We start from the raw sequence: 24,947 nt of genomic DNA, 5'->3' as shown, positions 1-24,947 counted from the left end.
GCGGTATGATAAAACCTGTAATCAATAGCAGGGAAACAGTTTTTGGAGGAATTTACATGGATAGTGGAAGTATTGCTTGGGTCCTGACATCAGCGGTTTTGGTTTGGATCATGACCCCGGGTTTGGGATTGTTTTACGCAGGATTGGGTGATAAGAAAAACTTGTTGCATACGGTTGGCATCTCAGTATTACTGATTGGTCTAGCAACGGTAGTCTGGGCGTTGTTAGGCTATAGCTTGTCATTCGGTGGTTCTGGCTCGCTGATTGGAAACCTACATTTTTGGGGATTAAACCACGTTTCCCTGTCAGGGTCTACTCGCGGTTTGACCATTCCGGATGGTGCCTTTGCCATCTTCCAAGGAATGTTTCCAATTATCACGGTCACGATCATCACCGGCTCAGTGGTCGGGCGGATGCGTTTGAAGTCAATGTTAGTTTTCCTAACATTATGGTTACTTTTCATTTACGCTCCCCTTGCCCACATGGTTTGGGATAACGGGTTCTTAGCTAAGTTGGGGGCGATCGATTTTGCGGGAGGAACAGTTGTTCACATTTCTTCTGGTGTTACAGGTTTGGTATTAGCCTTGATTCTCGGCCCACGGAACGATCAAAAGCCACACCAAACAAACCCAATTTTCGTCTTAGTTGGTGGTTTCTTACTCTGGGTTGGTTGGTTCGGCTTCAACTCTGGTTCAGCTTTGGCTGCCAACAACCAAGCCATTGTGGCGTTGATTAATTCATGGGTGGCTTCCTCAGCAGCTGTTCTTTCGTGGGGGTTGATTGCCTACCAGATCCAAAAGAGGGTAACACTCGATGGATTAGTCACTGGCGCTTTAGCAGGTCTGGTCGCCATTACGCCAGCAGCTGGTTATGTAAAACCATGGGCAGCGATTGTTATGGGCTTGATTGCCGGGGTCCTTGGCTTTATCAGCATCACAACAATTAAGAACTTCTTTGGTTACGATGATACATCGGATGCCTTTGGTATTCATGGAATTGGCGGTACCGTTGGCGCCCTTCTGACTGGTGTTTTCGCAGATAAGAACTTGCCTGGTAGTGCCGCTGGTTTAATTTCTGGCCACTGGGACTTACTTGGTCATCAGGTCATTGCCGTTTTGGTAACACTTGCTTTGGTCGTTATTGGAACACTCGTTTTGGCCGGTGTTACCCGCGTTATCGCTGGGCCATTACGAATGGACGACACCGATGAAAGTACTGGATACGACAAATTAATCCACTTACTTGTAATTAAAGACTAAGTCGATTCAATCATGTAGCGTAAAAGGACTGTCATAAATGACAGTCCTTTTATTTTTGGTCTGAAATTAATTTGTTTGTTTAGCTAAATAGTCCAACAGTCGAAACATCACTTCCTGATTCTCTTCAGGAACACCATGAGCTAAAATAGCTGCGCCAGTTTGGTGCAAAGCGTTTTTAGCATCGTTAGCATACTCGCCGTCGTTAGCAACCATTTCACGGATGTTATCCGCCTCCGGTTCAAAGTGGAACTGCAATCCTAAAATGTTCCCAAGGATAAAGCCCTGATTTTTAACCAAAGCAGTGCTGAACAACAACTCGGCCTGGTCAGGAATGGTAAACATCTGTTCATGCCAATGTAGCGCTTCCATCCTCTCTGGTAAGCCCGGAATGCAATCACTAACCCGCTGAACCGGTGCCCAGCCAACTTCCTTATAAGGAGCATCAAGAACTTTACCCCCAAGGACCTTAGCAATTTGCTGAGCACCAAAACATGCTCCAAAAATTGGCTTATGCTGGGCCATTAATTGTGCAATTAGCGCTCGCTCTTCAGCAATCCACGGCAAATGATCGTTGGGGCTCATGGGCCCACCCAAAATAACTAAAAAATCCACATCCTCTGCCCTTGGCAAAACGTCCCGAAAATGAGCTGGATGGTGAACGGTCAGCTGATGACCGTGTTTTTCTGACCAACGGGCAATGCTCCCTGGTCCTTCGTTCGGTGTATGTTGCAAAACATGAATGCGCATCAAAAAAGCCTCCTTTTTCGACGGCAATTTGATACGGGTTTCGCCTGCATATGCCCTTAATGTGGTTAATTGTAACACAAAAAGCCCCGACAGTTTAAGTCAGGACTGATTTTTAAAAGAATAAATGAATTAAGATGACGGCGAGCAGAACTTGAACCGCACCAACTAAGAAACCGAAACTAAGGAACTTGACACCACTTTTTTTGATAACTGCCCACTTTAGGTTCAAACCAATTGCAGCTAAGTTGACGACGCCGAAGAAAGTTGACACCGTATGGCTAAATTGATGGATTGGGGCCGGCAAAGCCATGATTGAGTTGACGACCAATAAGATGGCAAAGACGATAATGTACCAAGGTAAAATCGTAATTTTAGCCTTTTCGTCTTCTTCAACCGCCTCTTTCGCATTTTGCCGCTTAGCGATGTAAGCAAACAACACAACGACGAAGACCAGCATAATGACCCGCAATAGCTTAAACAGAGTTGCAAAGGTTACAACGTTTGAATTAATCAAAGAGGCTGTTCCAACTACCTGACCGACAGACTGGACAGTCCCCCCAACTAAGGCCCCACGCAGTAAATCATTATTACCAAATAAAAAGTGTGACAAACTAGGCAACGTCAGCAAAAGCAGCATACCCGTCAAGGAAACGGTGGCGACTGCCGTACGCCGATTGTCATCCTTGGCCTTGATGACCGGGGCAACAGCAGCAATCGCACTGGAGCCACAGACGGCATTTCCGGCACCCATCAACATCGTGCTGTGATCGTCGACCTTAAATAGGTACTTCCCCAACAAAAATACGATACCAATCACCAAGATCATATTAATAATGATAAAAGCGATCCCATTTAGTCCTAACTTGGAAAGCGTTTTAAAGGTCAAAGTCGAGCCCAGCAAAGCAATCCCAATTTCAATCGGGTACTTTTCGGACCACTTAACCCCAGCTCCATATTGGTTACCGGCAAAAATAGTATTTCCCAGCAAAATCCCAATAATCATTGCCAAACTTTCCGCACCCAATTGCGGTAAGTACCTACTCAAAAATTGGGCAAAAAGCGAAACCACGACTACCAGGACAATCCCAACAACATGCTTCTTCTCGATTCTCATCAGACAACTATTCCTTCTTTCGTTAGCTTTTTAACAAAAAATATTCCTTCCCTATTAAACACCTAACCAGGGGGGCTCCGTCAAGCTTATCAAGATTAAAATTTGATAACAAAGAACGCTTTTTAACCATTTTTAAAATGAATCCAGCCGGCCACCCGCTTTTAAAATAAGACAAAAATTAAAGGGTTGTCTTTTAATGACCGTGTTATCATAATTAAAGTTAATTATAGTATAGAAAGTTGGATTGTAGCATGACCTATGAATACTTGATTTTTGACCTTGATGACACCCTCTTAGACTTTACCGGAGGCGAAGTCGCTGCTATTCGTCAGCTTTTTTCAAATGAATTAGGCTTAACAGGCACTGATTTAGACCATGCACTCAAAACTTACCAAGAGATTAACCACCATCTCTGGCAACAATACGAATTGAAAGAAATTGCTCGACAACAAATTTTTGAAGAACGTTTTAAAAAAACTCTTGCAGCACTAGCAATTGACTATGATGCCGACCATCTTGAACAAGAATACGCCACATTGCGTGACCACAATTATCGGCTGGTTCCCTATGCAACTGAAATTTTGCAACACTTGCAAGAACAATATACGATTATCGCCGGTACAAATGGCCAGGATGCCACACAACGTCTTCGCCTCAAGGAAACCGGCTTAGGAAAATACTTTGACCAAATATTTACTTCTGAAATGATTGGTGCTTCTAAACCTGACTCAGCTTTTTTCGATCGTATTTTCCAGGATAACCCACATATGACCAAAGAAAACACGGTGATGATTGGCGATGGCATAACATCTGACATCATGGGGGGCCAAAATTATCAACTCGACACAATTTGGATTAATCCAAATCACAAGGAGAGCCCGGCGAAAATTAAGCCTACTCAGGTAGTTGCAGATTTACCAACTTTGGAAGCAATCTTGCAATAATACAACTCATACTTTGATAATTACAGATTAAAAAATCAGACCTCTGCAGGTCTGATTTTTTTTATTTGTGATACTTACCAATCTTTTGATCAATCGTTAAAATTTCGCCATCTGGCTGATAGGCAACCTTAATATAGGCAGAGACTTTCTTGGCACCTGCCCGGACAGCCACGTGTTGGCACTCTTTGACGATGTCCATCAACTGGTTATAATTATCGCCTTCAATCGTTGTTTCAAAGGGACCAACTTCATAGCGTAAACCGGTACTTTGAATATAAGCAATCACCTCATCAACCATTCGGCACAACTCTTGGTCATTTTCAGCTGCTGGTAAAACCTGAATCGCAACACTTGCACTCATTTATTTTCTCCTTTTACTGCTGTGGCAAAATCAATCGTTTCGTCCGCTAACTTTTGTAAATCAGTCCACTCTTCTTTTGACTGATGGTCATAAACACCAATCAAATGAAAACCCGCTTGCTTTGCTGTGGCAGCAGCATACAGAGCATCTTCATAGACTGCAATCCTGTTGGGCTGCTGGTCAAAATATTGTGCAGCAACCTGATAAATTGTGGGCTTTGTTTTATCCTGTCCAACATCTTCACAAGAAAAGACAAAGTCAAAAAACGGCAATAATTTCAACCGGCGAAGACAGTCTTTGGCCAAAACTGAACTACTGGCCGTTGCCAAGACAATTTTATGACCAGCTTGGTAGGCATCTTGTAAGTATGCAGCTACCCCAACTTTAAGTGGAATATCATGTTGGTAATGTTGGTCCATCAAAGCTCGCATTTCCTGCACCAAGTTGGCAGCTGTAACGGGTAGCGCTAATAATTCTTGTATGAAAATGGCTGAATCCGTCAAAGTCATGGTTTGAATCTGATTATGCAAACCGACTGGCAGCTGGTCAATGCCATATCGATCAAGCAATTCAGTCGCTAAATTCTCCCAAAAAGGCATCGAATCAACTAATGTACCATCGAGGTCAAAGATCAAATATTCCCTATCGCTCATCGCTTACTTCCCCTTGCCAAAGCTAATTTGGCCTGATTGACGGTGTTTAGTTAATCCAAGTTCGCCTGGATTCGCTTTAGTAAGCCTGTCTTTTGAAAAATTAAGACCACTGCCAACCCCATTCCAGCACCCACAATGGCAGCTGGTGTGTAATATGGCACGAAGTAATACCACCTATGGACGTCCAAGCCATAAAAGATCTTCATCAATGGATAAGAAGTCAAAGCCCCTAAAATCCCCGTTCCAATCACTTCACCAAGGAAGACCAGGTAAAGGTTGTGGGTTTTGCGATAAATCAAACCGCCAAGAATGGGACCAAAAATGGCCCCTGTTACGGCTTGAATTGTCCTGCCGGACATCATCCGTAAAATGCCACAAATCAAAGCACTAGCAAAGCCGTACCATGGCCCCAGCAAAACGGCGGCTAAAACGTCAACGAAGTGCTGAAAGGGCGCCATTGCCGGAAAATAGACAAAACTATTTAAAACATAAGCTAAGGCAGCCAACAAGGCAGTCACTAACATCTTCTTCGTTGATAATTTTTTCTGTGTCTTCATTTGAAAACGCTCCTTTTAAATTCAGTGGGGTAGCGAAAAACAGCGCTCCTTTCCCACTTTAGCGGTTAAACCAGTCAGACAAGCCCCTGACTGATAGAAAGTTCGGTCGAGACTACTTGGTCTCCTCTCACGCCGGAACACGGCTTCCCATCGCTGTTTTTTCAGGATCAAGGCGCTCCCCTTCATCCCGCACGGTCAAATGACCGTGAATCATTCACTACACTCCTTTCTGATTTAAAAGAAAAAATCGAGCACCCACAAAAGGAGTCCTCGATTACAAAAAAGCTACGATTTCCTCCGCCGGCATTATCCGGTTCAGGTGTTCGGGTCGATGGTCTACCATCCTCTCAGTCTGTCACACAAACTCCCCGATCGATTTTATTCAAAACAAAAGGCCGCCCAATTTATTAGTACGGCCGATTGTTGTGTTTTTCAACAAACAATTTGGAACCGCTAAAATGGGTGACTGGATAATGAGGGTCGCTAACACGATTGTAACCCTTATTCCCTAACGGAAATGATTATACTCATTTTAACGGAAAAAGACAACTATCCAATTTGATATTTCAAAATTGTTTGCTTATTTACTAACTTCGACCACAACATCTGCAAAATCGTGGTTAAAGCTAGCTGTCCAGGTTCCTTCTGTTAAGTGTGGCGGCAATAAGAAGGTTCCAGAGGAAACGCGTTCCCCCACATGCAAGGTCTTTCCCTGCGCTGCCAACTTTTTAACTAGCCATTGCAACGATTTCAGTGGGTTACCCAAAACTTCGGCCGAACTGCCCTCGGCCACTACCTCACCATTATGGGCTAACTGGGCCTGGACATCTTCAAATTCAGCAACCGTCAAAGATGTGCTTTCACGTTCTGGCCCATAGACCACAAAACCACCAACAGCCGCATCTGCCATCACTAAGTACTTACTCAAGGATGGAAACCAATCCGTAAACCGAGCATCGGGTACTTCCACACCAGCCGCCACAGTCGTTTTGCGACGCAAATCCTCCAAAGAATCAGTGACTTGCAAGTCTTCCTTCGCCTTGAAAACCAATTCTACTTCTGCCAATGGGTCCAATAAATCGCTCTTCAAAGAAAGGTTAGCCGGTGATTGAACGAAATGGTTTTGCACCTGAGCCCCATACAAAGGTTCATTTGAATCGAACATATCTTGCGTTTCTTGACTAGTCAAACTAACCTTGTAACCCCCAAGTGGTTGATTTTTGAGCTCCATCAATTGATCTTGCACTTCATAGGCAGTTTGGTCATCGCTAACAACCTGCTCCCATTCAGTCATTTTAAGCGGTTGGCGTTCTTGGTAAGCATGATAGAGGGCCTGTGCCAATTTGTCCTCTTGCTTTGCTGGTACTACCTTCACCTTGGTCTTCAATTCAGTCATTGTCATTTTTAATGCTCCTTTCAGTATACAAACAGCTCACTACAGTACGAAACTTCACGGTGCCCTCCTTTTCTAAAAAATCAGCAGATAAAAAGGCGCCCTTAACTACGAAAAAATCGTTGTTAAGGGCGCTTATGCACGGTACCACCTTAATTTGTTGAACGACAAAGTTCAACCTCAAACGTACGGCCGAAAAAGCGATACGCCGGTTTGATAACGGTACCAACCGAGCAAGGCTTACTGATTTCAGCCCACTAGCTAAAGAATGATCGTCTTTGAGTTTGAAAACGACGCCCTTTCACCAAATAGGCGCTCTCTAATCATTTTCTTACCCAGACACTTCTTATTGTCGCTTGTCATTTCTATCTGTTGCTTTGTAGTTTACAACTTTATGAGTCAATGTCAACCTTTTATCATTTATTTTTAATTTAAATACAACTAAGAACCCCTTTTGGCCTCATTTTTAATCAAAAATATGTTGAATTTCCTGGTGACCAGCTGTTAAATCATAAATTTGATTAGCTGCTTGCTCAGGATGAGCTAATACTGCTATGACAAAGGCAGCGACATCTGCTCGCGGAATTTGCAAGCTTTCCTTTGGACCCGCGAAGTCAACATCCAATGAAACCTTGCCAGTACCAGTAGTATCCAAGAGCAACGTTGGCCGAACAATCGTATAATCCAAACCGGAATTTTGTAAGTACAAATCAGCATAGTGCTTCATCATAAAGTAATGATAAATGCCGGATGCAGACCAACGACCGCGGTCGTCCGCCCCAGCAGCTGAAACCATCACATAGTGAGCAACACTAGCTTTTTTAGCAGCAGCCATCGTTTTAATGGCGCCATCCAAATCAACTTCTACCGTTCGCTCGATACCACCTTTACCGCCGGCACCAGCCGTAAAAACAATCTGGCCAACTTGGTGATCCAGAAAAAACTGTGTCATCGTTTGTTCATCAACATCCAAGTCAAAATAGACTCCCTCAACACCGGCTACATCAGCCACTGTTTGCAATTGGTCTTTATTCCGAAAGGCTGCTAAAACTTCTTGCTGCTTACTAGCTAAGTCTTGAACCAAAATTTGGCCGACCTGACCGTGGGCACCAATTACCAATGTTTTTGCCATCATAATCTCCTTTTCATTAAACATTTTCACAGCATTCCCAATAAAATATGGGCGCAAGCAAACCTATTTTCTAAGAGCATTTTATTTTAAGAATGAATAATTTTCTTTTTATAAACGGATAAACTTTTATCAAACTCATAAATAATGGGTTCACCGTTTGGGATTTCAACTTTAGTTACCTGGTCTGGTGTCAGACCTTCAATCAGCTTTGTCAACGCTCTGACAGACGTTCCATGGGCAACAATCAAGACATCTTCTCCCGCGCGTAACCGTGGTACAATTTCCTCTTCAAAAAGTGGTCGAACTCTAATTTCTGTACTTTGAATATTCTCACTCAGTGGCAAAAGGCCGTATGGCACTTGTGCATAGCGGTGGTCAAAAGCAGGGTACTTTTGACCAGCAATGGTCACTGTTGGATCATATGCAGGCTGTTTAGGTGGTAGAACAGAATAAGACCGTCGCCAGATTTGGACCTGCTCTTTCCCGTACTTAGCGCGCATATCATCCTTATCCTCACCTTGCAAGATACCATAATGACGCTCATTTAACCGCCAAGACTTCATAAGCGGAATATATGATTGACCTAATTCGTCCAAGATGCGATTCATGGTCATAATCGTTCGACTAAGAACTGAGCTATAAGCCCGGGAAAAATGAATGTCCTGTTTCAAAAGTGCCCGCCCGGCGTCCTGTGCTTGCTTTTTGCCAGTTACAGACAAATAAGTATCGATCCAACCATTAAAACGGTTAGACTGGTTCCATTCACTTTGACCGTGACGAAGTAAAACAAGTTTTGGCATAATCAAGCTCCTTTGCGCTCTATTTTACACCGATTCTCTTTAAGCAAGCAATGCTTTCTAACAACAAAATAAAAAGCCTTCAAAAGAAGACTTTTATTATACGTTAGCTTATAAGCTTACCATTTAACACCGTATTCTTCGAAGAACTCTGGGAGTGTTTTCAAGTTTTGACCATCGTATGAATTTAAGAATTCACGAACAGAACTTGGTCGTTGCAAATCAAGGTTACTGTTATACGTTGGATTAAGTGTTTCTTCCATCCCTTGGTCTGTTTGCTTCAATTGCAACTCCTCGACAGGCAATGACCGGGCATCAGAAATCTTAGCTTCAATCAAGAATGGTCGACCCGCCTTGGTTACCTCAATCGCCTTGTCAAAAGCTGCTGGCAATTCGCTAGCCTTTGTCACGGTTACCGCTTCAACACCCATTCCTTGAGCAATCATAGCGAAATTTTGATCAGCAAGATCAATTCCTGAATGATGCATGGCCACATCATCCTGTTCACTTTTGATAAAGTTCAATGTCTTGTTGGCTGTGATGACATTAATAATTGGCAAATCATACTTCTTCTCGGTTAACAAATCTTGCATAATCATTGAAAAGGCACCATCACCAGCGATGTTCCAAACTTGGCGACCAGGATATGACAATTGTCCAGCCAAAGCAGCTGGCAGTCCAGAACCCATAGAAGCAAAAATGGCAGAAATCACGAACTTGTTCTTTGGCGTCACATGCAAGTGACGGAAGGAGTTAATAATATTGTCACCAATATCAATGGCAAAGACAGCATCGGGGTCAGCAACACGATTAATTTCCTTATAAATCGGTTCAGCGCGAAGCGGTTCACGAGTATCATCTTGCAATTGCTTTTGGTAGGCAAACCAGTTTTCCTTATCGGCACAAGCGGCCTTGAAGAATGCAGATTCTGGCGCTTGTTCACTACGGTCTAGGGCAGCCTGGACAAAAGTAGTTGCATCTGCCCAGATACCCAAATCCAGGTTATGATGGCGGCCAAGTTCTGTTCGGTCGTTATCAACCTGAATAAACTTAAACGGATGTGTCGTGTAAACTAGTTTTGCAAATGGAAAATCGGCCCCTATAGCAATCAACAAATCAGCACTTGCCATGATTTCATCAGCAGCCTTTGAGGCAGCACGGTTAGCCATACCCAGATTTCCGGCATAGCTTTCATCAACATGCCCTTTTGCTAAACCAGTCATGACCAAAGGAATTTGCAATTTCTTTGACAATTCAATGAGGGCATCACCACCTTCTTGGATACCACGACCAACGTGAATAACTGGTCGCTTGGCTTCCTTAACCATTGCCAAGAATTGGTCTACTTCGGCCGCAGTTGGTTCTGGCTGTGGTGCCTTTTTATCATCTGTGGCTCCATGAGAACCATAAGCAATATCTGGAATTTGTTCGTAGCCCAAGTCATTTGGAATAATCACTGTTGCGACACCCTGATGCTTGTAGGCTTCACGAATAGCTTGGTCAACCACGTGTGGCAAACTTTCGGCTGTCATGACAGTTCGACAATAAACGGATACATCTTCAAAAATTGGATCCTCGTTGAACTCTTGAAAAAAGTGCGAGTTCATTACCGCGCGTGGTGTTTGACCGACAAGAGCCAAAACAGGCACATGATCCTCCTTGGCATCGTAAAGACCCGTTAGCAAGTTTGTTGCCCCAGGCCCAGCCGACCCAAAGGCAACACCAATCTTACCAGTGAGTTTGGCATCTGCTGCTGCTGCTAAAGCACCAACTTGTTCATGGCGAACTTGGATATAGTGAATCTGTTCTTTTCGCTCTGCGAGGGCTGCCATGGTGGAGTTAAACGAACCCCCAGGATAGCCAAAGAGGTGATCAACACCCCAATCTTCAAGCACCTTCAACATTGCGATGCTTGCTGAAACTGTGTTTACTGTTACTGACATAAGACATCTCCTGTTCTACTTTGCTATAGCCATATTATATCTCCGTTTTACAAAGATGTAAAACAATTTGCACAGTTGTAACATAAAATAGACAATTATTAATAAAAAGTTTTTTTAGTGCTGTTTTGATAGGGGTTATACCAGTGTCACTGTCACCATTGTTTTAGATTTCAAGGCCGTAATTAATCCTTCTAAATCTTTTACCCGCCGTCTAGGAACGGTTAAAATTTGACGAGAAATGGTTGAGCGACCAACCTGATTCCACTCAAAGAAAAAATTAACTTGGCCAGCATATCGTTGGTCTACCACTCGTAATTCATAAATAGTATTTTTAGCCCGTTTAAATAACGGTGCCATTTCCTTTAAAATTTCAGTTATTAATTCATTTTCGATCATGATCAACCCCCACAAACTGCAACTCTTCCCAATTTTTTGGTTCTTTGTCTAAGTAAAAACCGTCCATAAAAAAGCCAGTTACCTTCCCAATTTCCACAGGACTAGCACGGCCCTCGATATCGAAACTGTTTGCCTGGACAACTAACCGCTGTGAGTTACGGTATGCCAAAGCAACCACCTGCTGCATTTGTTCGTATGACATGGCCTCATGCAATTCTGTTTGATCGGCCTGATCTTGATTCGTCTTCTGATTTTTTAATTCGGCAGTGTGGTCCGAAAGAAAAAAACCATTCCACTTAACTTTGCCTCGGTCACGGTAATCATGGTCAAAGTAGCCGGAGACAGTTGCTAGCCAATCAGGATCAGCAAAAAAATTCTCACTCATAAGCATTGCCCCCATTATGGCCCCCAACTAAATTAGCACGGCTAATCGCCGTCGCCCCCTTTTCTAAGGAAATAGATCGGACCAGGCTCGCTGCCCCAAAGCGACGGCGAATTTGGTCAACCACCGTATCAACCGGGTCTTCTTCTTGGTCGGTTGGACTAGGAGTCTTGTCGAAAAGTGAAATTTCTTGAACACTTTCACTTGATAAGCCAGAAAAAGAAACTCCAATATAGCGAACGGCATCACCCGACCAATTTTCTTGAAAAATACGTTTCAAAACGTTCATTAATGTTTGACTACGGTTGGTTGGTTCAATCCGGACAGTTTGATGCAAACCCGTTTTTGGACTGTGGCGCGTATTGAAAGCGATTCCTTGGTCCGCGTAACCCAGGTAAAGTGACGCTAAGGTCGCTTGTTGCTGATGTGCCCGCAGACGACTTGCTACCTGGTCGGCCATTTCTTGCACAACTACTTGGATGGCCGCCCCATCATGATAATTTTCCGGTAAAACCTGTGAGTTCCCATAAGACTTATCTTTGGGCATAATTTTTTCTGTTAAATCAGACCGGTCAATGCCCCAAGCCAAAGCATAAAGTTGCTCACCCATTAATCCAAGGCGCTCTTTCAGCATATATGGGTTTTGCCTGGCTAAATCACCAATGCTTGCAATTCCCCACCCCTTCAACTTTTCTGCCGTTTTTTGGCCAATACTCCACACGTGTCCAAAGTTTGTCACAGGCCACAGCTTCTTGGGTACATCTTCATAATGCCACTCAGCCAGTAGGTGTGGGGCCCTCTTCGCTTCCAAATCCAAGGCCAATTTGGCTAAAACCGGGCTATCGCCGATACCAACTGAAAGATAGATTCCCATTTCAGCAAGGACCTGCTGCTGAATTTTTTGAGCGACTTCTCTTGGGTTCTTACCAAAAAGGTGCCAAAAATCAGTGATATCCAAGATTGATTCATCAATGGAATACGGTAACAAGTGTTCATCATCAACGTATTGTTGGTAGATGGCATTAATCGCTAAGTTTTTTTGGATATAAAGGTTCATCCGCGGCTCTGCCTTAATCAGACCAGGCACATCTGGGACATCCTTTTGTCTAGTAACGTTGGAGATGCCAAGCCGTTTCTTGGCCATTGGCGATGAAGCTAACACTAGCCCCCCTGTGTCATTTTCTTGGTGTGACATCACCACCAGCATGGCCTGCAGCGGATTTAAGCCCCGTTCAACCGCTTCGCAACTGGCATAGAAACTCTTTGAATCGATTAGAAAAACAACCCGCCGGTCTTCATTTTGATAAATTTTGGCAAAATCATTAGTGGTCATTTGACGGGCTCCTCCCTATTGAGTCTGTTTTCATTATACGAACAGATGTTCGCTTTAGCAAGAAAAAATCAATAAAAATTTGCTAAGAAAAAGCCCCAACGTTCACGTTGAGACTCTCATTCAAATTTTATGTTACAATCACTGATTTTTTAGGGTCAAAACCTGGCCAACCACCCCATCAAAGTTGTCGGGAATCCAATCAGACCGCCTTTGTTCTGCTAAAGCAAGGCTGACACTTGCCCCCTCATAATCAGCTAGAAAGCGGTCGTAATAGCCACCACCAAAGCCGACACGCAGACCTTCCTCGTTAAAGGCAAGCCCCGGCACTAAGACCAAATCAATTGCTGATTTCTTCAGTTGCCGACCATTTTCGGGCTCTAAAATACCAAAGCTCTGACCGACTGTCAGGGTACTATCAGTACTAATTCCAACAAAGGTTAATTCACGGTCAACCACCTTCGCCAAACCAACTGTCTTGCCTGCCTGCCAAGCGGCCGCCATAATCGGCCTTGTGTCGACTTCAAAAGGAAGCGAGGCCGTCACAGCGACAGTTTGAGCATGAACCCAGGCTGGCTGTAGAAACAGTTTTTGATATAACTGTTTTTCTTGTTCAATTTTTACTAAAGGGTTCAAAGCCTTTAACTTGGCCTTTTGTTCCTGGCGAATCGTCTTTTTATCAAGCATTTTTTCATCTCCAGCAGATTCAAAGAAAAAAAGCTGACTTAACAGCTTTTCATCATTCTCATCTAATTGGGCATTACGGTAATTTATGGGCCATTGCCAAACGCTCCGCTTGTTTCTTAATGTCCTTTAATACCTTCTCATCGTCATGGTTATGAATTGCTTCCACAATCAAACGAGCAACTTCAGCACTATCGTTTTCGTCAAAACCACGAGTCGTAATGGCGGGTGTTCCAATACGAATTCCAGAAGTAATAAATGGACTGCGTTGTTCGTTTGGCAAAGCTTCCTTATTGGTCGTGATCGAAACACGGTCCAACAATTCTTGTGTTTCCTTACCAGTCAAATCAGTCTTGGTCAAATCTAGGTTGAAGAGATGGTTATCAGTACCACCAGCGACAACACGGATGTCGTCAGTCTTTTCAAAGACCGTAACCATTGCCTGTGAATTCTTGATGATTTGCTTAGCATAGTCCTTAAATTCTGGACGTAATGCTTCGCCAAAGGCAACGGCCTTGGCTGCAATCACGTGTTCTAAAGGTCCACCCTGTGAACCAGGGAAGATGGCTGAATTGATTTGCTTAGCATACTTTTCTTGTGACAAAATTACCCCACCACGTGGACCACGCAAAGTCTTGTGGGTTGTTGATGTCACAACATCAGCGATGCCAACTGGATTTTGGTGCAAACCAGCTGCAACCAACCCAGCAATGTGGGCCATGTCAACCATCAAGTAGGCCCCAACTGCATCAGCAATTTCTCGGAATTTCTTAAAGTCGATTGTTCGTGAATAAGCAGATGCACCAGCCACAATCATCTGTGGCTTGACTTCCTTAGCTTGTACCATGATGGCATCATAATCCAAAGTTTCAGTCTCTGGATCTAAACCATAAGTTTCAGAATGGTAAACCTTACCAGAAAAACTTACCTTAGCTCCGTGAGTCAAGTGACCACCGGCATCCAAATCCATACCCAAAATTGTATCGCCTGGTTTCAAGAAGGCCATGTAGGCTGCAGCGTTTGCCTGTGAACCAGAATGTGGTTGCACGTTAGCATATTCTGCACCAAACAACTCCTTTAAACGATCAATCGCAGCTTGTTCAACAATATCAACATATTCCGTTCCACCGTAGTAACGCTTGTAGGGATATCCCTCCGCGTACTTATTCGTCAATACCGAACCTTGGGCAGCTCGCACGGCTTTTGAAGCAAAGTTTTCAGAAGCAATCAATTCGATTGTCCGGTTTTGCCGGGCACCTTCTTGTTGAATGGCTGAAAAAATCAATGGGTCTTGGTCAGTAAAATTCATGATTTAAGCTCTCCTGGGCATCTTCTTTCACTAAATCAAACAACAGTGGCTAGCCAGTCAGCTGATTAACTAGTGTAAAGTAATTATAGCAAAGATTGATTGCGCTAGTCTAGTATAAGTACGACTTTTATTAAAATTCATGCAAGTAATCGTTTAAATCGTTCGTGTTTAGCTTGTTCTCCAACCCAATCAACAGCTTTAGTCGGGCTTTTTGCCCATTAACGGCCGAAGCAAAGATGGCTCCAGCCTTCTCGAGCTGTACACCACCACCAAGGTAATCGTACACCGGTTCGGCAATCCCCTTAAAAGACCGCGAAACAATCACCACTGGGATCCCAGCATCCAAAAGCTTCAAAACGCCCAAGGCAGCGTCCTCACCCAAGTTTCCCGCTCCAAGCGCCTCAATCACGATGCCATCAATTCCTGATTCAGCTAACAGGCTCAAAATATGGCCATCCATCCCAGCGTAGGCTTTCATAACCGGAATTCTTTTATCAACAGCTTTAATTGGATAAGTCCGCTTATCTGGCAAATCATAAAAGAAGAGAATCTTGCGTTTATTCACCATGCCCATCGCCCCTGAAATCGGTGAAGCAAAGGTGGCAACGTTTGTTGCATGCGTTTTTGTCACGAAACGAGCAGCATGAATTTCGTCATTTAAAACAACCATGACACCCCGATTTTTAGACTGTTCATCGATGGCCACGCGTAAGGCTGATTGGAAATTATATAAACCATCGGATCCCAATTCGTTGGAGGAACGCATCGCACCAGTCATGACAATCGGCATTTCAAAGGAAAGCGTTCCGTCCAAAAAGAATGAAGTCTCTTCTAGAGTATCTGTTCCATGCGTAATCACTACCCCGTCAAAATCTTTTTGCGCATCTTTGAGGCGGTTATAGAGAGCCAACATATGAGTTGGTGTGATGTGTTCGGATGGCAAGTTAAAAATATTTTCAGTTGTGAGCTCCACTTCAGGTAAATCAAGATGAGCATCATTCAATGGGTTTTGTGCACCCTGTTCAACATCACCATCAACATCCTCGTGCATGGCAATCGTCCCACCAGTATGTAAAACTAAAATTCTTTTCATGGCTTTCCCTTTCGAGCCTTAATGGCCAGCTGCCCTTCAAAAGCAGCCATTTTTTGAATGAAGACCTTTTCTTTTGGCTTCAACCCAACTTCTCGGTCATAAAGATAGTCAATCACCCGTTGAATACCGCGCTTAGTCATTAAAGATAAGGTTACCTTAGCAATCTTATTCATGTCAATTGCTGAAAATTGCCGTAAGTAATAGACAACCTTCTGATCTAAGTTTAAACGTTGGTCATCAAGGTCAAAATGTGACCGTTCAATGATACCGTTATATTTTTCAGAATAATCAAACACCCCCGTTACCGCTCCGGAAAGCGGGTCGGCCTGCCAATTAGGGGCCACACCAAAAGCAGGCAGCAACTGCAGTTCAAAAATATTGGTAATGACTTGGGGGTCTACCTGCTCATTGAGTTTGTCAAAACCAATCAACGTTTTTTCATACCATTCTGGTTCTGATTTTCCCTCCTCGAAGGCTAAATCCAAGAGTTTTACAATTAGTGCTGCATAGGCACTCACATTGATGTCCCCAACAACATTTTTATAGGGATGACTGTCTTGCACATCATTAATAAAGCCTAAACCCTGATTATTTTTTGGATAAGCGCCATCGAAAATGGCCCAAGAGTAAACCTGGCAGGCAAAACCAATTTTTGACTTTGCCTTCTTAGCTCCTCGAGCCATCAAAGTCATTATCCCTTGTTCCTTCGTAAAAACTCGAACCAGTAAATCGTTATCTCGGTAAGGTCGTGTATACAAGACTAGACCTTCAATCAATGCCATCACGGTCCCCCCTTTTCCATAAAAAAACAACCATCAAGCTGATGGTTGTCTGCTCAGCTATTGTGGCTGGTAAGGCGACCTTAAAAATCATCCTTACGGTAGCCAAAGCTTTGCAAGGCCTGTGGTCGATCACGCCAACGTTCTTCAACCTTGACCCAGGTTTCCAAAAAGACCTTAGACCCGAGTAAACGTTCAATGTCTTTCCGTGCTCGTGTACCAATTTCCTTAATCATCCGCCCTTGCTTACCAATCACAATGTTCTTTTGACTGGCACGCTCAACGATAATTGAAGCTTGGATGCTAACCAAACCATCATCATCGGAAGAGATTTTATCAATGACAACCGCCACAGAATGTGGGACTTCTTGCTTGGTCAATTGCAAAACCTTCTCACGAATTAATTCAGAGATAACGAAGCGTTCGGGATGATCCGTTAACTGATCTGAATCGAAGTACTGGGGGCCTTCATCCAGATCGCTGATGACTGTTTCCAACAGCTCAGGAACATTGTCCCCCTCGGTTGCTGAAATCGGGAAGATTTCCTTCCAGACTGGTGCATCTTCTTGATAAGATTGGATGACTTCAAACAGTTCTTCCTTAGGCAACAAGTCGACTTTGTTGACCAGCAAGTAAATCGGTGTCTTCGTCACTTCCTTTAAACGGTCAATGATATAGTTATCACCCCCGCCCCGCTTTTGACTTGCATCAACAACAAACCAAATTGCATCTGCTTCATGTAAGGCTGAGAAAGCTGATTTGACCATGTAATCGCCCAAAGAATTTTGAGGCTTATGAACACCCGGTGTATCGATAAAAACTACCTGGGCATCGTTGGTAGTATAAATACCTTGGATCTTGTTTCGGGTAGTCTGCGCCTTATTGGACATGATGGCAATTTTTTCACCAACAATGCGATTCAATAAAGTCGACTTTCCAACGTTTGGTCGACCAATAATGGCCACGAAACCTGATTTAAATCCTGGATTTGTCATAAAGTAAGTTATCCTTTCAAACGGTGAACAAAACGAGAGAAGTCCGTTTCAATCCCGAAGTAATGCCAGATGTGTGGCTGGAAGATCAAAGCTAAGATAATCACCTCAGCACCAACAGCGACTAAAACCATTCCGGCCGAAACATCCTTCACCAGACCAGCTAAAGGATGGTATTTACGTTCAACCACCAGGTCGACAACAGCTTCCACCACTGTATTTAAGAACTCGCCATAAACAGCCAAAAAAACTGCAATCACGACCCAAAGCCATTCAGACCGGTTCAGACCTAAGTAGAGGCCAAGCACCAGAACAAAGAACGCAAAACTTAAATGAAAGCGCATATTTCGCTCGCGAATCACTACTAAGAAAATTCCTTTCAATGCATGATACATTGAAATTAAAAAATTCTTGTTCCGCCCAGACGGCGCCTTGGGATTGGTTTGTTCCGCCAATTCTTCCACAGCGGACTTAGGATGGAAATCAGCCTCTTCACTCTGACCGTGATTGTTATCGCGTAAGTCCGTAGTCATCTAAAATCTTCCTCTGCAAGTCAAACATCTCTTTTTCCTCGGCATCACCAAGCATGTGGTCATAACCGTTTAAGTGTAAGAAGCCATGAACCACTAGAAAACCAAGTTCACGTTCAAAAGAGTGACCAAGGTATTCCGCCTGGCTTTCAATAATATCAACGGAGACCAAAATATCCCCAATATTTTTAGCGATATCGGCGGCCATTTCTTCATCAAGCAAGACAGGGCTATCCTCGCCATCTTCTTCAATGGCAAAAGAAATGACGTCCGTTGGCTTATCCTTGCCACGATAGTCGCGGTTATAGGCCTGGATGGCATCGTTATTCATAAAGGTCACTGACATCTCAGTGTTGTCTGGTAATTCTAGATAGGCACCAGCATAATTTAAAACAGATTGGACAAGGTCTTGGTGAAACTGTGTTACACCATCGCTCGTCTGATCAATTAATGCTAAATCCATTAGTTATTGGCTTCTTTCTGTGCGTTTTTTAGTTCTGCTAGTCGGGCATCTGCATCCTCATAAGCGGAAACAATCAGACCAACAACTGGATGACGAACAACGTCACCACTTTCAAAGTTAATAAAGGCGATGCGGTTGACATCGCGAAGAATCCGACGGGCAGCAACCAGCCCAGATCGAACACCATGCGGTAAGTCAATCTGAGAGGGGTCCCCGTTAACAACCATCTTAGAGCCAAAGCCCAAGCGTGTTAAAATCATCTTCATTTGGGCATTTGTCGTATTTTGAGCCTCATCGACAATAATAAAGGCATCATCAAGGGTGCGACCACGCATATAGGCGAGTGGCGCAATTTCTAGGACACCCCGTTCAATTAGGCGAGCAACATGGTCTGCTCCGACTAAAGCATTCATGGCATCATAAATCGGCCGCATATAAGGGTCAACCTTTTCCTTTAAATCACCCGGTAAGAACCCAAGTGATTCACCAGCCTCGACCGCAGGACGAGTAATGACAATTCGCTCAACATCACCCTTCTTTAAGGCCGAGATGGCCATGGCAACGGCCAAGAAAGTTTTTCCTGTTCCAGCTGGTCCAATCCCAAAAGTTAAATCATTTTTGCGAATCGCTTGAACATATTGGCGCTGACCATAGTTTTTAACCCGGACTGCACGGCCCTTGTTATCGCGGATAATACTTTCACTATACAAATCTGCAAAGTAATCCAGCGTTCCCCGCTTGGCCATCGTCATCGCAGAGATAACGTCAGCAGGACCAACGGAGATTTGTTTCTTAATTAATTGTGTCAGTGCTTCCAAAACGGCAAGTGCCAAAGAAGCTTGGTTCGAATCGCCTTGGACAGCTACCTGATTGCCACGAACGAGCATTTTAACGGCCAGGCCTTCTTCTATTAAAACCAAAAGTTGATCCTTTGGACCCGTTAATTTGGTCTGCTGTTCAATGTTTTCAAAAGTGAATAGTTTCTCAGTTTGCGTTGTCAAAAATTCCGCACCTCATTTAGTTGAACTTACCCTATTTTAACACAATTTAGAACAAAAAAAGCCCGACAAAATCGGACTTTTTCAGTAAACTTATTAGATTGTTTCAACAGAAACGTTGTTCGTTGACTTAGCCATGTCAATTGGGGCAACAGTCACAACAACAATCTTGTCACCAGCAGTTGCCAATCCTTGAGCTTGGGCTTCTTCTTTGGCCTTAGCAACCAAGTCATCAACAGTCTTTGGTGTGTCAACCAAAACAGGCAAGATTCCGTTGTTCAAAGTCAATCCACGTTGAACACGTTCTGACTTTGTCATTGCAATGGTCATGACAGCAGGACGGTGCTTTGAAACCATTCGTGCAGCGTAACCAGTTTCAGTCAAAACAACGACGGCCTTAGCTTCAACTGAATCTGACAAGCGAGCTGCTGCTGAAGCAACTGATTCAACATCATCATCACCGTAGAAAGTATCAGCATGACGGCTGTACAATGACAAAGCTGATTCAGCCTTTTCATCAAGAGCGGCCATCATAGCAACAGCTTCAACTGGGTAATCACCGTTAGCTGATTCACCAGAAAGCATTGTTGCATCAGTACCATCAAAGACAGCGTTGGCAACATCGGAAGCTTCGGCACGTGTAGGACGTGGGTTTTCTTCCATTGAGTCGAGCATTTGAGTAGCAGTAATAACTGGCAATCCCAAAACGTTCATCTTGTCAATCATTTCCTTTTGAATCAAAGGCACGTTTTCGGCAGGGATTTCAACACCCATGTCTCCACGTGGAACCATCAAACCATCAGAAACTTCCAAGATAGCATCTAAGTTATCGATACCTTCTTGTGATTCAATCTTAGGGATGATTTGAACGTGTTCCATGTTCTTTTCCTTCAACAAGGCACGGATATCCAAAACATCTTCAGGCTTACGAACGAATGAAGCAGCGATATAGTTGATTTCGTGGTCCAAACCAAAACGAATGTCATCAGCATCCTTTTCAGTGATACCAGGCAAGTTGATTGAAACACCAGGAGCGTTCACACCCTTACGTGATCCCAACAAACCATTGTTTTCAGCCTTAACAACCAATTCCTTGTTTGCTTCGTCCTTTTCAGTGACAGTAGTAGCTAACAAACCATCATCAAAGAGCACTTGTCCGCCAACCTTAACGTCGTCAAACAATCCAGGATAAGTAACTGCAATCTTTTCCTTTGTACCTTCGATGCTGTCGTCCATTGAGATACGGAATACATCGCCAGTTGAGAATTGAATCTTACCATCAGCTTGCTTAGTAGTCCGGATTTCGGCACCCTTTGTATCAAGCAAACGACCAACAGTCTTACCGGTAATCTTTTCGGCTTCTGCAACTGCTTGCATACGGCCCAAATGTTCTTCGTGATCACCGTGTGAGAAGTTGAAACGGAATACGTTCGCACCTGCTTCGATTAACTTCACAATTGTGTCTACATCAGTTGATGATGGACCAAGTGTTGAGACGATCTTCGTCTTTTTCATGGGTAAATAGCTCCTTTGATATCTTGGTGAGTTGCCTACAAACAACTTCCTTTTCATATTGTAATACACTCTATAACCAATTCACAAGACACAATTTAGTCTTTTTGTCGGAAAACGACATTTTTACTAGATAGAACCTGTTCTAATGCCCGCTTTAACTGGTCTGAACCAGCTAAATTGTAAGATTGTGGTAACATTCGCCTTATCTTTGTCTTCGGCCAATACAAAATAACCGGGTAGTCACCAGGATTTTGTTGCATAACCTGCCAAAGCTGATTTTTAATCGGCTCTTGATCATGGTCTTCATCCAGACGCAAAAACCATGTACCTGACTGAGCAGTCTTTTTTGTTGGTGCTGTTTGCTGATGAACCGGATGTTTTTTGTCCAAATCAGCTTGGAAATTTTGACTTTGGCTGGCATCCACTGCGTCAACGAAATTGCCAATAACAGAGAGCCCCTGGCGGACTTCTGTGTTGCCGCCTACCTGAACTAAGCGTCCAACCTTTAAGACCGCTTTGACCTTGTCATAAATTTTGGGGAAGATGGTGACATCGACGCTGCCGGTCATGTCCGTTAAATTAACAAAGGCCATATCGTCCCCCCGTTTCGTCTGGATAACCTTGACGTTTTTAACGAGGCCTAAAACTTTGACACGCTGCCCAGCAACTAAATTGACCATAGCCGTCACGGTTCCTCGGTCGTAATCGGCTTGAAAAGCCTCAGTTGGATGGCCCGATAGGTTAAAGCCAAGGGCCTCTTTTTCCGTTTGCAGTCGCTCTACTAACGGCAAATCAGCCAATTTCTTGATTTTCGTCTCTGACAAAACTAAGTCACCAAAACTAGCCGCATTAATCAAGTCCGGCAAATTGGCTAAGAGTTCCGCCCGGTTATAGCCAAAATGGTCAAGTGCCCCTGCATAGGCAAGCTGATTTAAAAACTTTTCATCGCGGAATTTCTCAGGCAAAGCCTTGATCAGGTCTTGCAAACTAGCAAAGCGACCAATCTGACTGCGACTATCCAATAAGGTTGTCACAAAGGCCGTTTGCAAGCCATTAATATTGCCCAAGCCCATAACCAGAGCGCCAGCTTGGATAGACCAATCCCTAGTGGAGGTATTAACATCTGGCGGCAAAACCTTCAAACCGAGTTGCTTGACCTCGGCCAAATAGGCTTGCGCCTTCTCGACACCGCCTTGGTGGGCATTCAAAATTGCTGTATAAAAGGCCAATGGGTAATGGGCCTTCATGTAGGCCAGCTGGAACGATAGTTGACTATAAGCGACTGCATGCGACTTATTAAAACCATAATTAGCAAACTGATCGATATAAGCGAACAGTTTTTCTGCTTCGTCAAGACGGTGCCCCTTTTGCTGTGCTCCAGTTATAAAAGCAGTTTTGACCGCTGCCATCTGCTCAAGCTTTTTCTTGGACATCGCCGACCGAAGAAAATCCGCCTGGGCCAATGAGAAGCCAGCATAGGCAGCAGCCACCTGCATGACCTGCTCCTGATAAACTAAGATACCGTAGGTTGGGGCCAAGATTTGGTCAACGACAGGGTCAATCGTCGGCACGGGTTCTTGTTTCAAGCGTCGTTTAATAAAGGGGTCGATGTGTTGGCTAGGACCTGGTCGATAAAGGGCCGTGGCCGCCACAATCAAATGAAAATCATCCACTTCCAGTCGCTTTAGGACATTTTTCATACCAGCCGACTCAAACTGGAAAATGCCTGTTGTATTGCCATTGGCAAAAAGTTGCAAGGTTTCTTTGTCCTGAAAATCAATTTTTTTAATATCAAAATCAGCTGGCAGATCGTCTTGAGCCAAGGCAATCGTTTGTGCCAAAATTTTCAAGTTCGTCAGGCCCAAAATATCAATTTTTAATAGGCCAAGTTCTTCAACTGGCCCCTTCTCAACCTGAGTTAAGAGATAGCCATCATTGCCAACTTGAACCGGCAACGTGGCCACTAATGGTTGGTCTGAAAGGACGACGCCGGCAGCATGGGTTGAATAATTTCGCGGTAAGTTTTCAATTGCCAAAGCCGTTTTTAGCAGCAGTTGACCAAAGTCCAAGTCATAAATCGCTTGTTTAAGCTTTTGGTCAGGCGCCGTCCAGGCTTCTTTCAGAGGCACCTTACGACCATTTTTACCAGCCGGTACGCCCTCTGAAAGCCGTTTTTGTGCCTTGGCATCAAGGCCGAAAACACGGGCTGTATCGCGCAATGCCTGCTTAGCTGCCAAAGTACCAAAAGTAATAATCTGTGCGAAAGATTCCTGACCGTACTTATCATGAAGGTAAGCAAGAATTTCATCACGACGGTCATCTGGCCAATCAATATCAATATCGGGCATCGATGCTCGGTCAGGATTTAAAAACCGTTCGAATAGCAATCCTTCGGCTAAGGGATCAACATTGGTAATCCCTAATGTATAAGCAACCAAGGACCCCGCAGCGGATCCACGACCGGAACCAGTTTGGACATGGTGGTCTCTGGCGTACTTAACAATGTCCCAAACTATCAAGAAATAATCAGCAAAGTCAAGTCCCACGATGACGGTCAACTCATGGTTCAGCCGGTCCTGATAGTCTTGAAAGGACTCCTCATGGCCCGTTAGCCGACGCTTTAAGCCCGCATTGGCCAATTGGGTCAGATATGTTTTCGAATCCAACCCAGAATCCTGTTGAAAAACAGGTAGGGCTGGTGACTTGAACGCCAAGTCAACGTTCGCCTCACCAATCAGGGCCTCATTATTCTGATAAGCACCACGTAAAGCCGCATTTTTTTGATACAATTCAGCAATTTCCGCCTGTGACCTGAGGTAATAGGCCCCTTTTTCACGGGCTAAAAGGTCCAAGTCTTCTAACTGAGTTCCCTGATTAATGGCTCGCAAAACTTGAGCAAAAAAAACATCTTCCTCGTTTAAATAATCGACTTGGTCCCAAGCGATTAAGCGCACTTGATGGGCCATGGCATAAGCGACTAAGAGGTCTTGGTGGTGAACCGACATTAATGGATTAATGCCTAAGTAAAAATCAGCTCCACCAACCTTGTCAGTTAACTGATCCAGGTAATTTTTAACCGCCGAATCTTCGACAACAATTAACTGCCCCAATTCTGATTTTGGCGACAAAGTTAAAGAAAGCCCATCGAGGTGACCAGTCAAGTCAGACAATTGAAGCGCCTGATCAGGATTTGCCATCTTTTTAGAAGACAAATAAACCAAGTTTTGATAACCAACCTGATTTTTAGCGGTCAGTAAAACCGGGAAAGCTGTGGCCACATTCACCAAGCCATTAACCTGCAAGACCAGCGAAAAAACTGGTTTAATACCGGCTTTTCTGGCCGCTTTGTAAAAGGCAACCACGCTATAAAGCACGTTTTCTTCTGCCAAAGAGACCGCTTGATAGCCCCGGTCCTTGGCCACTTGAATAATTTGCTCTACCGAATTAGGACTTTGCAAAAGCGAATAAGCGCTTTTTTGTTGTAATGGTGCGTACATAAAGTCCTCCTTGACGGCGTCACTAGTCTAAAAACATTATACCGAAAATTTGTTTGCCTAGCTGAAAAATTCCAAGAAC

24 protein-coding genes and 1 riboswitch are annotated in these 24,947 nt (G+C 43.9%); of the genes, 2 read left to right on the top strand and 22 right to left on the bottom strand.

What is annotated here, in order from left to right:
• The first annotated feature begins 56 nt into the window (after positions 1 to 56).
• Complete coding sequence (locus tag ACSYSR_RS06800) at positions 57 to 1,259, top strand: ammonium transporter (RefSeq protein ID WP_489815686.1); 1,203 nt, start codon at positions 57 to 59, stop codon at positions 1,257 to 1,259.
• A gap of 66 nt (positions 1,260 to 1,325) precedes the next feature.
• Here ACSYSR_RS06800 and ACSYSR_RS06795 read toward each other — a convergent pair whose 3' ends face one another.
• Both ACSYSR_RS06795 and ACSYSR_RS06790 read right to left on the bottom strand, forming a co-directional pair.
• On the bottom strand, positions 1,326 to 2,006 hold the full coding sequence (locus ACSYSR_RS06795) for a type 1 glutamine amidotransferase (protein WP_489815687.1): 681 nt from the start codon (positions 2,004 to 2,006) through the stop codon (positions 1,326 to 1,328).
• 112 nt (positions 2,007 to 2,118) lie between these two features.
• Entirely contained in the window at positions 2,119 to 3,120 is a 1,002-nt protein-coding gene (locus ACSYSR_RS06790) for a YeiH family protein (RefSeq protein WP_489815688.1), read from the bottom strand.
• A gap of 251 nt (positions 3,121 to 3,371) precedes the next feature.
• Here ACSYSR_RS06790 and ACSYSR_RS06785 point away from each other — a divergent pair, with 251 nt between their 5' ends.
• Positions 3,372 to 4,064: a YjjG family noncanonical pyrimidine nucleotidase gene (locus tag ACSYSR_RS06785; RefSeq protein ID WP_489815689.1), complete on the top strand. Its 693-nt coding sequence runs from the start codon at positions 3,372 to 3,374 to the stop codon at positions 4,062 to 4,064.
• A gap of 61 nt (positions 4,065 to 4,125) precedes the next feature.
• Here ACSYSR_RS06785 and ACSYSR_RS06780 read toward each other — a convergent pair whose 3' ends face one another.
• The 20 genes from ACSYSR_RS06780 to ACSYSR_RS06685 form a co-directional block, all read right to left on the bottom strand.
• Positions 4,126 to 4,425, bottom strand: coding sequence for a thiamine-binding protein (locus tag ACSYSR_RS06780; protein WP_252773938.1), 300 nt, complete (start codon positions 4,423 to 4,425; stop codon positions 4,126 to 4,128).
• Entirely contained in the window at positions 4,422 to 5,078 is a 657-nt protein-coding gene (locus tag ACSYSR_RS06775; protein WP_489815690.1) for an HAD family hydrolase, read from the bottom strand. Before ACSYSR_RS06775 ends, ACSYSR_RS06780 begins: the two co-directional genes overlap by 4 nt.
• A 50-nt stretch (positions 5,079 to 5,128) precedes the next feature.
• A complete protein-coding gene (gene thiW / locus ACSYSR_RS06770; protein WP_489815691.1) occupies positions 5,129 to 5,635 on the bottom strand; it encodes an energy coupling factor transporter S component ThiW in 507 nt (168 codons plus the stop codon).
• A 275-nt stretch (positions 5,636 to 5,910) separates the two neighbouring features.
• Positions 5,911 to 6,016: riboswitch (TPP riboswitch) on the bottom strand.
• A gap of 199 nt (positions 6,017 to 6,215) precedes the next feature.
• Positions 6,216 to 7,037, bottom strand: coding sequence for a 2-keto-4-pentenoate hydratase (locus ACSYSR_RS06765; RefSeq protein WP_489815692.1), 822 nt, complete (start codon positions 7,035 to 7,037; stop codon positions 6,216 to 6,218).
• Between the two features lie 457 nt (positions 7,038 to 7,494).
• Positions 7,495 to 8,163, bottom strand: coding sequence for an SDR family oxidoreductase (locus ACSYSR_RS06760; RefSeq protein ID WP_491708338.1), 669 nt, complete (start codon positions 8,161 to 8,163; stop codon positions 7,495 to 7,497).
• Positions 8,164 to 8,246: 83 nt separating this feature from the next.
• Complete coding sequence (locus ACSYSR_RS06755; protein ID WP_489815694.1) at positions 8,247 to 8,960, bottom strand: 2,3-bisphosphoglycerate-dependent phosphoglycerate mutase; 714 nt, start codon at positions 8,958 to 8,960, stop codon at positions 8,247 to 8,249.
• Between the two features lie 116 nt (positions 8,961 to 9,076).
• Entirely contained in the window at positions 9,077 to 10,900 is a 1,824-nt protein-coding gene (gene spxB, locus ACSYSR_RS06750) for a pyruvate oxidase (RefSeq protein WP_489815695.1), read from the bottom strand.
• Between the two features lie 135 nt (positions 10,901 to 11,035).
• Complete coding sequence (locus ACSYSR_RS06745) at positions 11,036 to 11,296, bottom strand: hypothetical protein (protein ID WP_252773933.1); 261 nt, start codon at positions 11,294 to 11,296, stop codon at positions 11,036 to 11,038.
• Positions 11,283 to 11,681: a hypothetical protein gene (locus ACSYSR_RS06740; protein WP_489815696.1), complete on the bottom strand. Its 399-nt coding sequence runs from the start codon at positions 11,679 to 11,681 to the stop codon at positions 11,283 to 11,285. Before ACSYSR_RS06740 ends, ACSYSR_RS06745 begins: the two co-directional genes overlap by 14 nt.
• Positions 11,674 to 13,011 carry a Y-family DNA polymerase gene (locus ACSYSR_RS06735; protein WP_489815697.1) on the bottom strand — a complete coding sequence of 446 codons (1,338 nt, stop codon included), beginning with the start codon at positions 13,009 to 13,011 and terminating at the stop codon, positions 11,674 to 11,676. Before ACSYSR_RS06735 ends, ACSYSR_RS06740 begins: the two co-directional genes overlap by 8 nt.
• 138 nt (positions 13,012 to 13,149) lie before the next feature.
• On the bottom strand, positions 13,150 to 13,695 hold the full coding sequence (locus tag ACSYSR_RS06730; RefSeq protein WP_489815698.1) for a 5-formyltetrahydrofolate cyclo-ligase: 546 nt from the start codon (positions 13,693 to 13,695) through the stop codon (positions 13,150 to 13,152).
• 73 nt (positions 13,696 to 13,768) lie between these two features.
• Positions 13,769 to 15,001: a serine hydroxymethyltransferase gene (glyA, locus tag ACSYSR_RS06725; RefSeq protein ID WP_252773929.1), complete on the bottom strand. Its 1,233-nt coding sequence runs from the start codon at positions 14,999 to 15,001 to the stop codon at positions 13,769 to 13,771.
• A 130-nt stretch (positions 15,002 to 15,131) separates the two neighbouring features.
• Positions 15,132 to 16,094, bottom strand: coding sequence for an asparaginase (locus ACSYSR_RS06720; RefSeq protein ID WP_489815699.1), 963 nt, complete (start codon positions 16,092 to 16,094; stop codon positions 15,132 to 15,134).
• Positions 16,091 to 16,876 carry a DNA repair protein RecO gene (gene recO / locus ACSYSR_RS06715; protein WP_489815700.1) on the bottom strand — a complete coding sequence of 262 codons (786 nt, stop codon included), beginning with the start codon at positions 16,874 to 16,876 and terminating at the stop codon, positions 16,091 to 16,093. Before recO ends, ACSYSR_RS06720 begins: the two co-directional genes overlap by 4 nt.
• Before the next feature lie 80 nt (positions 16,877 to 16,956).
• Positions 16,957 to 17,868, bottom strand: coding sequence for a GTPase Era (era, locus tag ACSYSR_RS06710; RefSeq protein ID WP_489815701.1), 912 nt, complete (start codon positions 17,866 to 17,868; stop codon positions 16,957 to 16,959).
• An 8-nt stretch (positions 17,869 to 17,876) separates the two neighbouring features.
• Positions 17,877 to 18,398, bottom strand: coding sequence for a diacylglycerol kinase family protein (locus ACSYSR_RS06705; RefSeq protein ID WP_489815702.1), 522 nt, complete (start codon positions 18,396 to 18,398; stop codon positions 17,877 to 17,879).
• Positions 18,376 to 18,858 carry an rRNA maturation RNase YbeY gene (gene ybeY, locus ACSYSR_RS06700; protein ID WP_489815703.1) on the bottom strand — a complete coding sequence of 161 codons (483 nt, stop codon included), beginning with the start codon at positions 18,856 to 18,858 and terminating at the stop codon, positions 18,376 to 18,378. The genes ACSYSR_RS06705 and ybeY overlap by 23 nt, the downstream gene beginning before the upstream one ends.
• On the bottom strand, positions 18,858 to 19,859 hold the full coding sequence (locus ACSYSR_RS06695) for a PhoH family protein (protein ID WP_489815704.1): 1,002 nt from the start codon (positions 19,857 to 19,859) through the stop codon (positions 18,858 to 18,860). The genes ybeY and ACSYSR_RS06695 overlap by 1 nt, the downstream gene beginning before the upstream one ends.
• A gap of 93 nt (positions 19,860 to 19,952) precedes the next feature.
• Positions 19,953 to 21,371: a pyruvate kinase gene (pyk, locus tag ACSYSR_RS06690; RefSeq protein ID WP_252773922.1), complete on the bottom strand. Its 1,419-nt coding sequence runs from the start codon at positions 21,369 to 21,371 to the stop codon at positions 19,953 to 19,955.
• A gap of 95 nt (positions 21,372 to 21,466) precedes the next feature.
• Positions 21,467 to 24,868 (bottom strand): DNA polymerase III subunit alpha, encoded by a 3,402-nt coding sequence (locus ACSYSR_RS06685; RefSeq protein ID WP_489815705.1) that lies wholly within the window; start codon positions 24,866 to 24,868, stop codon positions 21,467 to 21,469.
• Positions 24,869 to 24,947 lie beyond the last annotated feature (79 nt).

The sequence above is a fragment of the Fructobacillus sp. ESL1096 genome, assembly GCF_058511985.1.
Note: the sequence above shows the minus strand (reverse complement) of the source record. Positions and strands in the feature narration are given on the sequence as shown.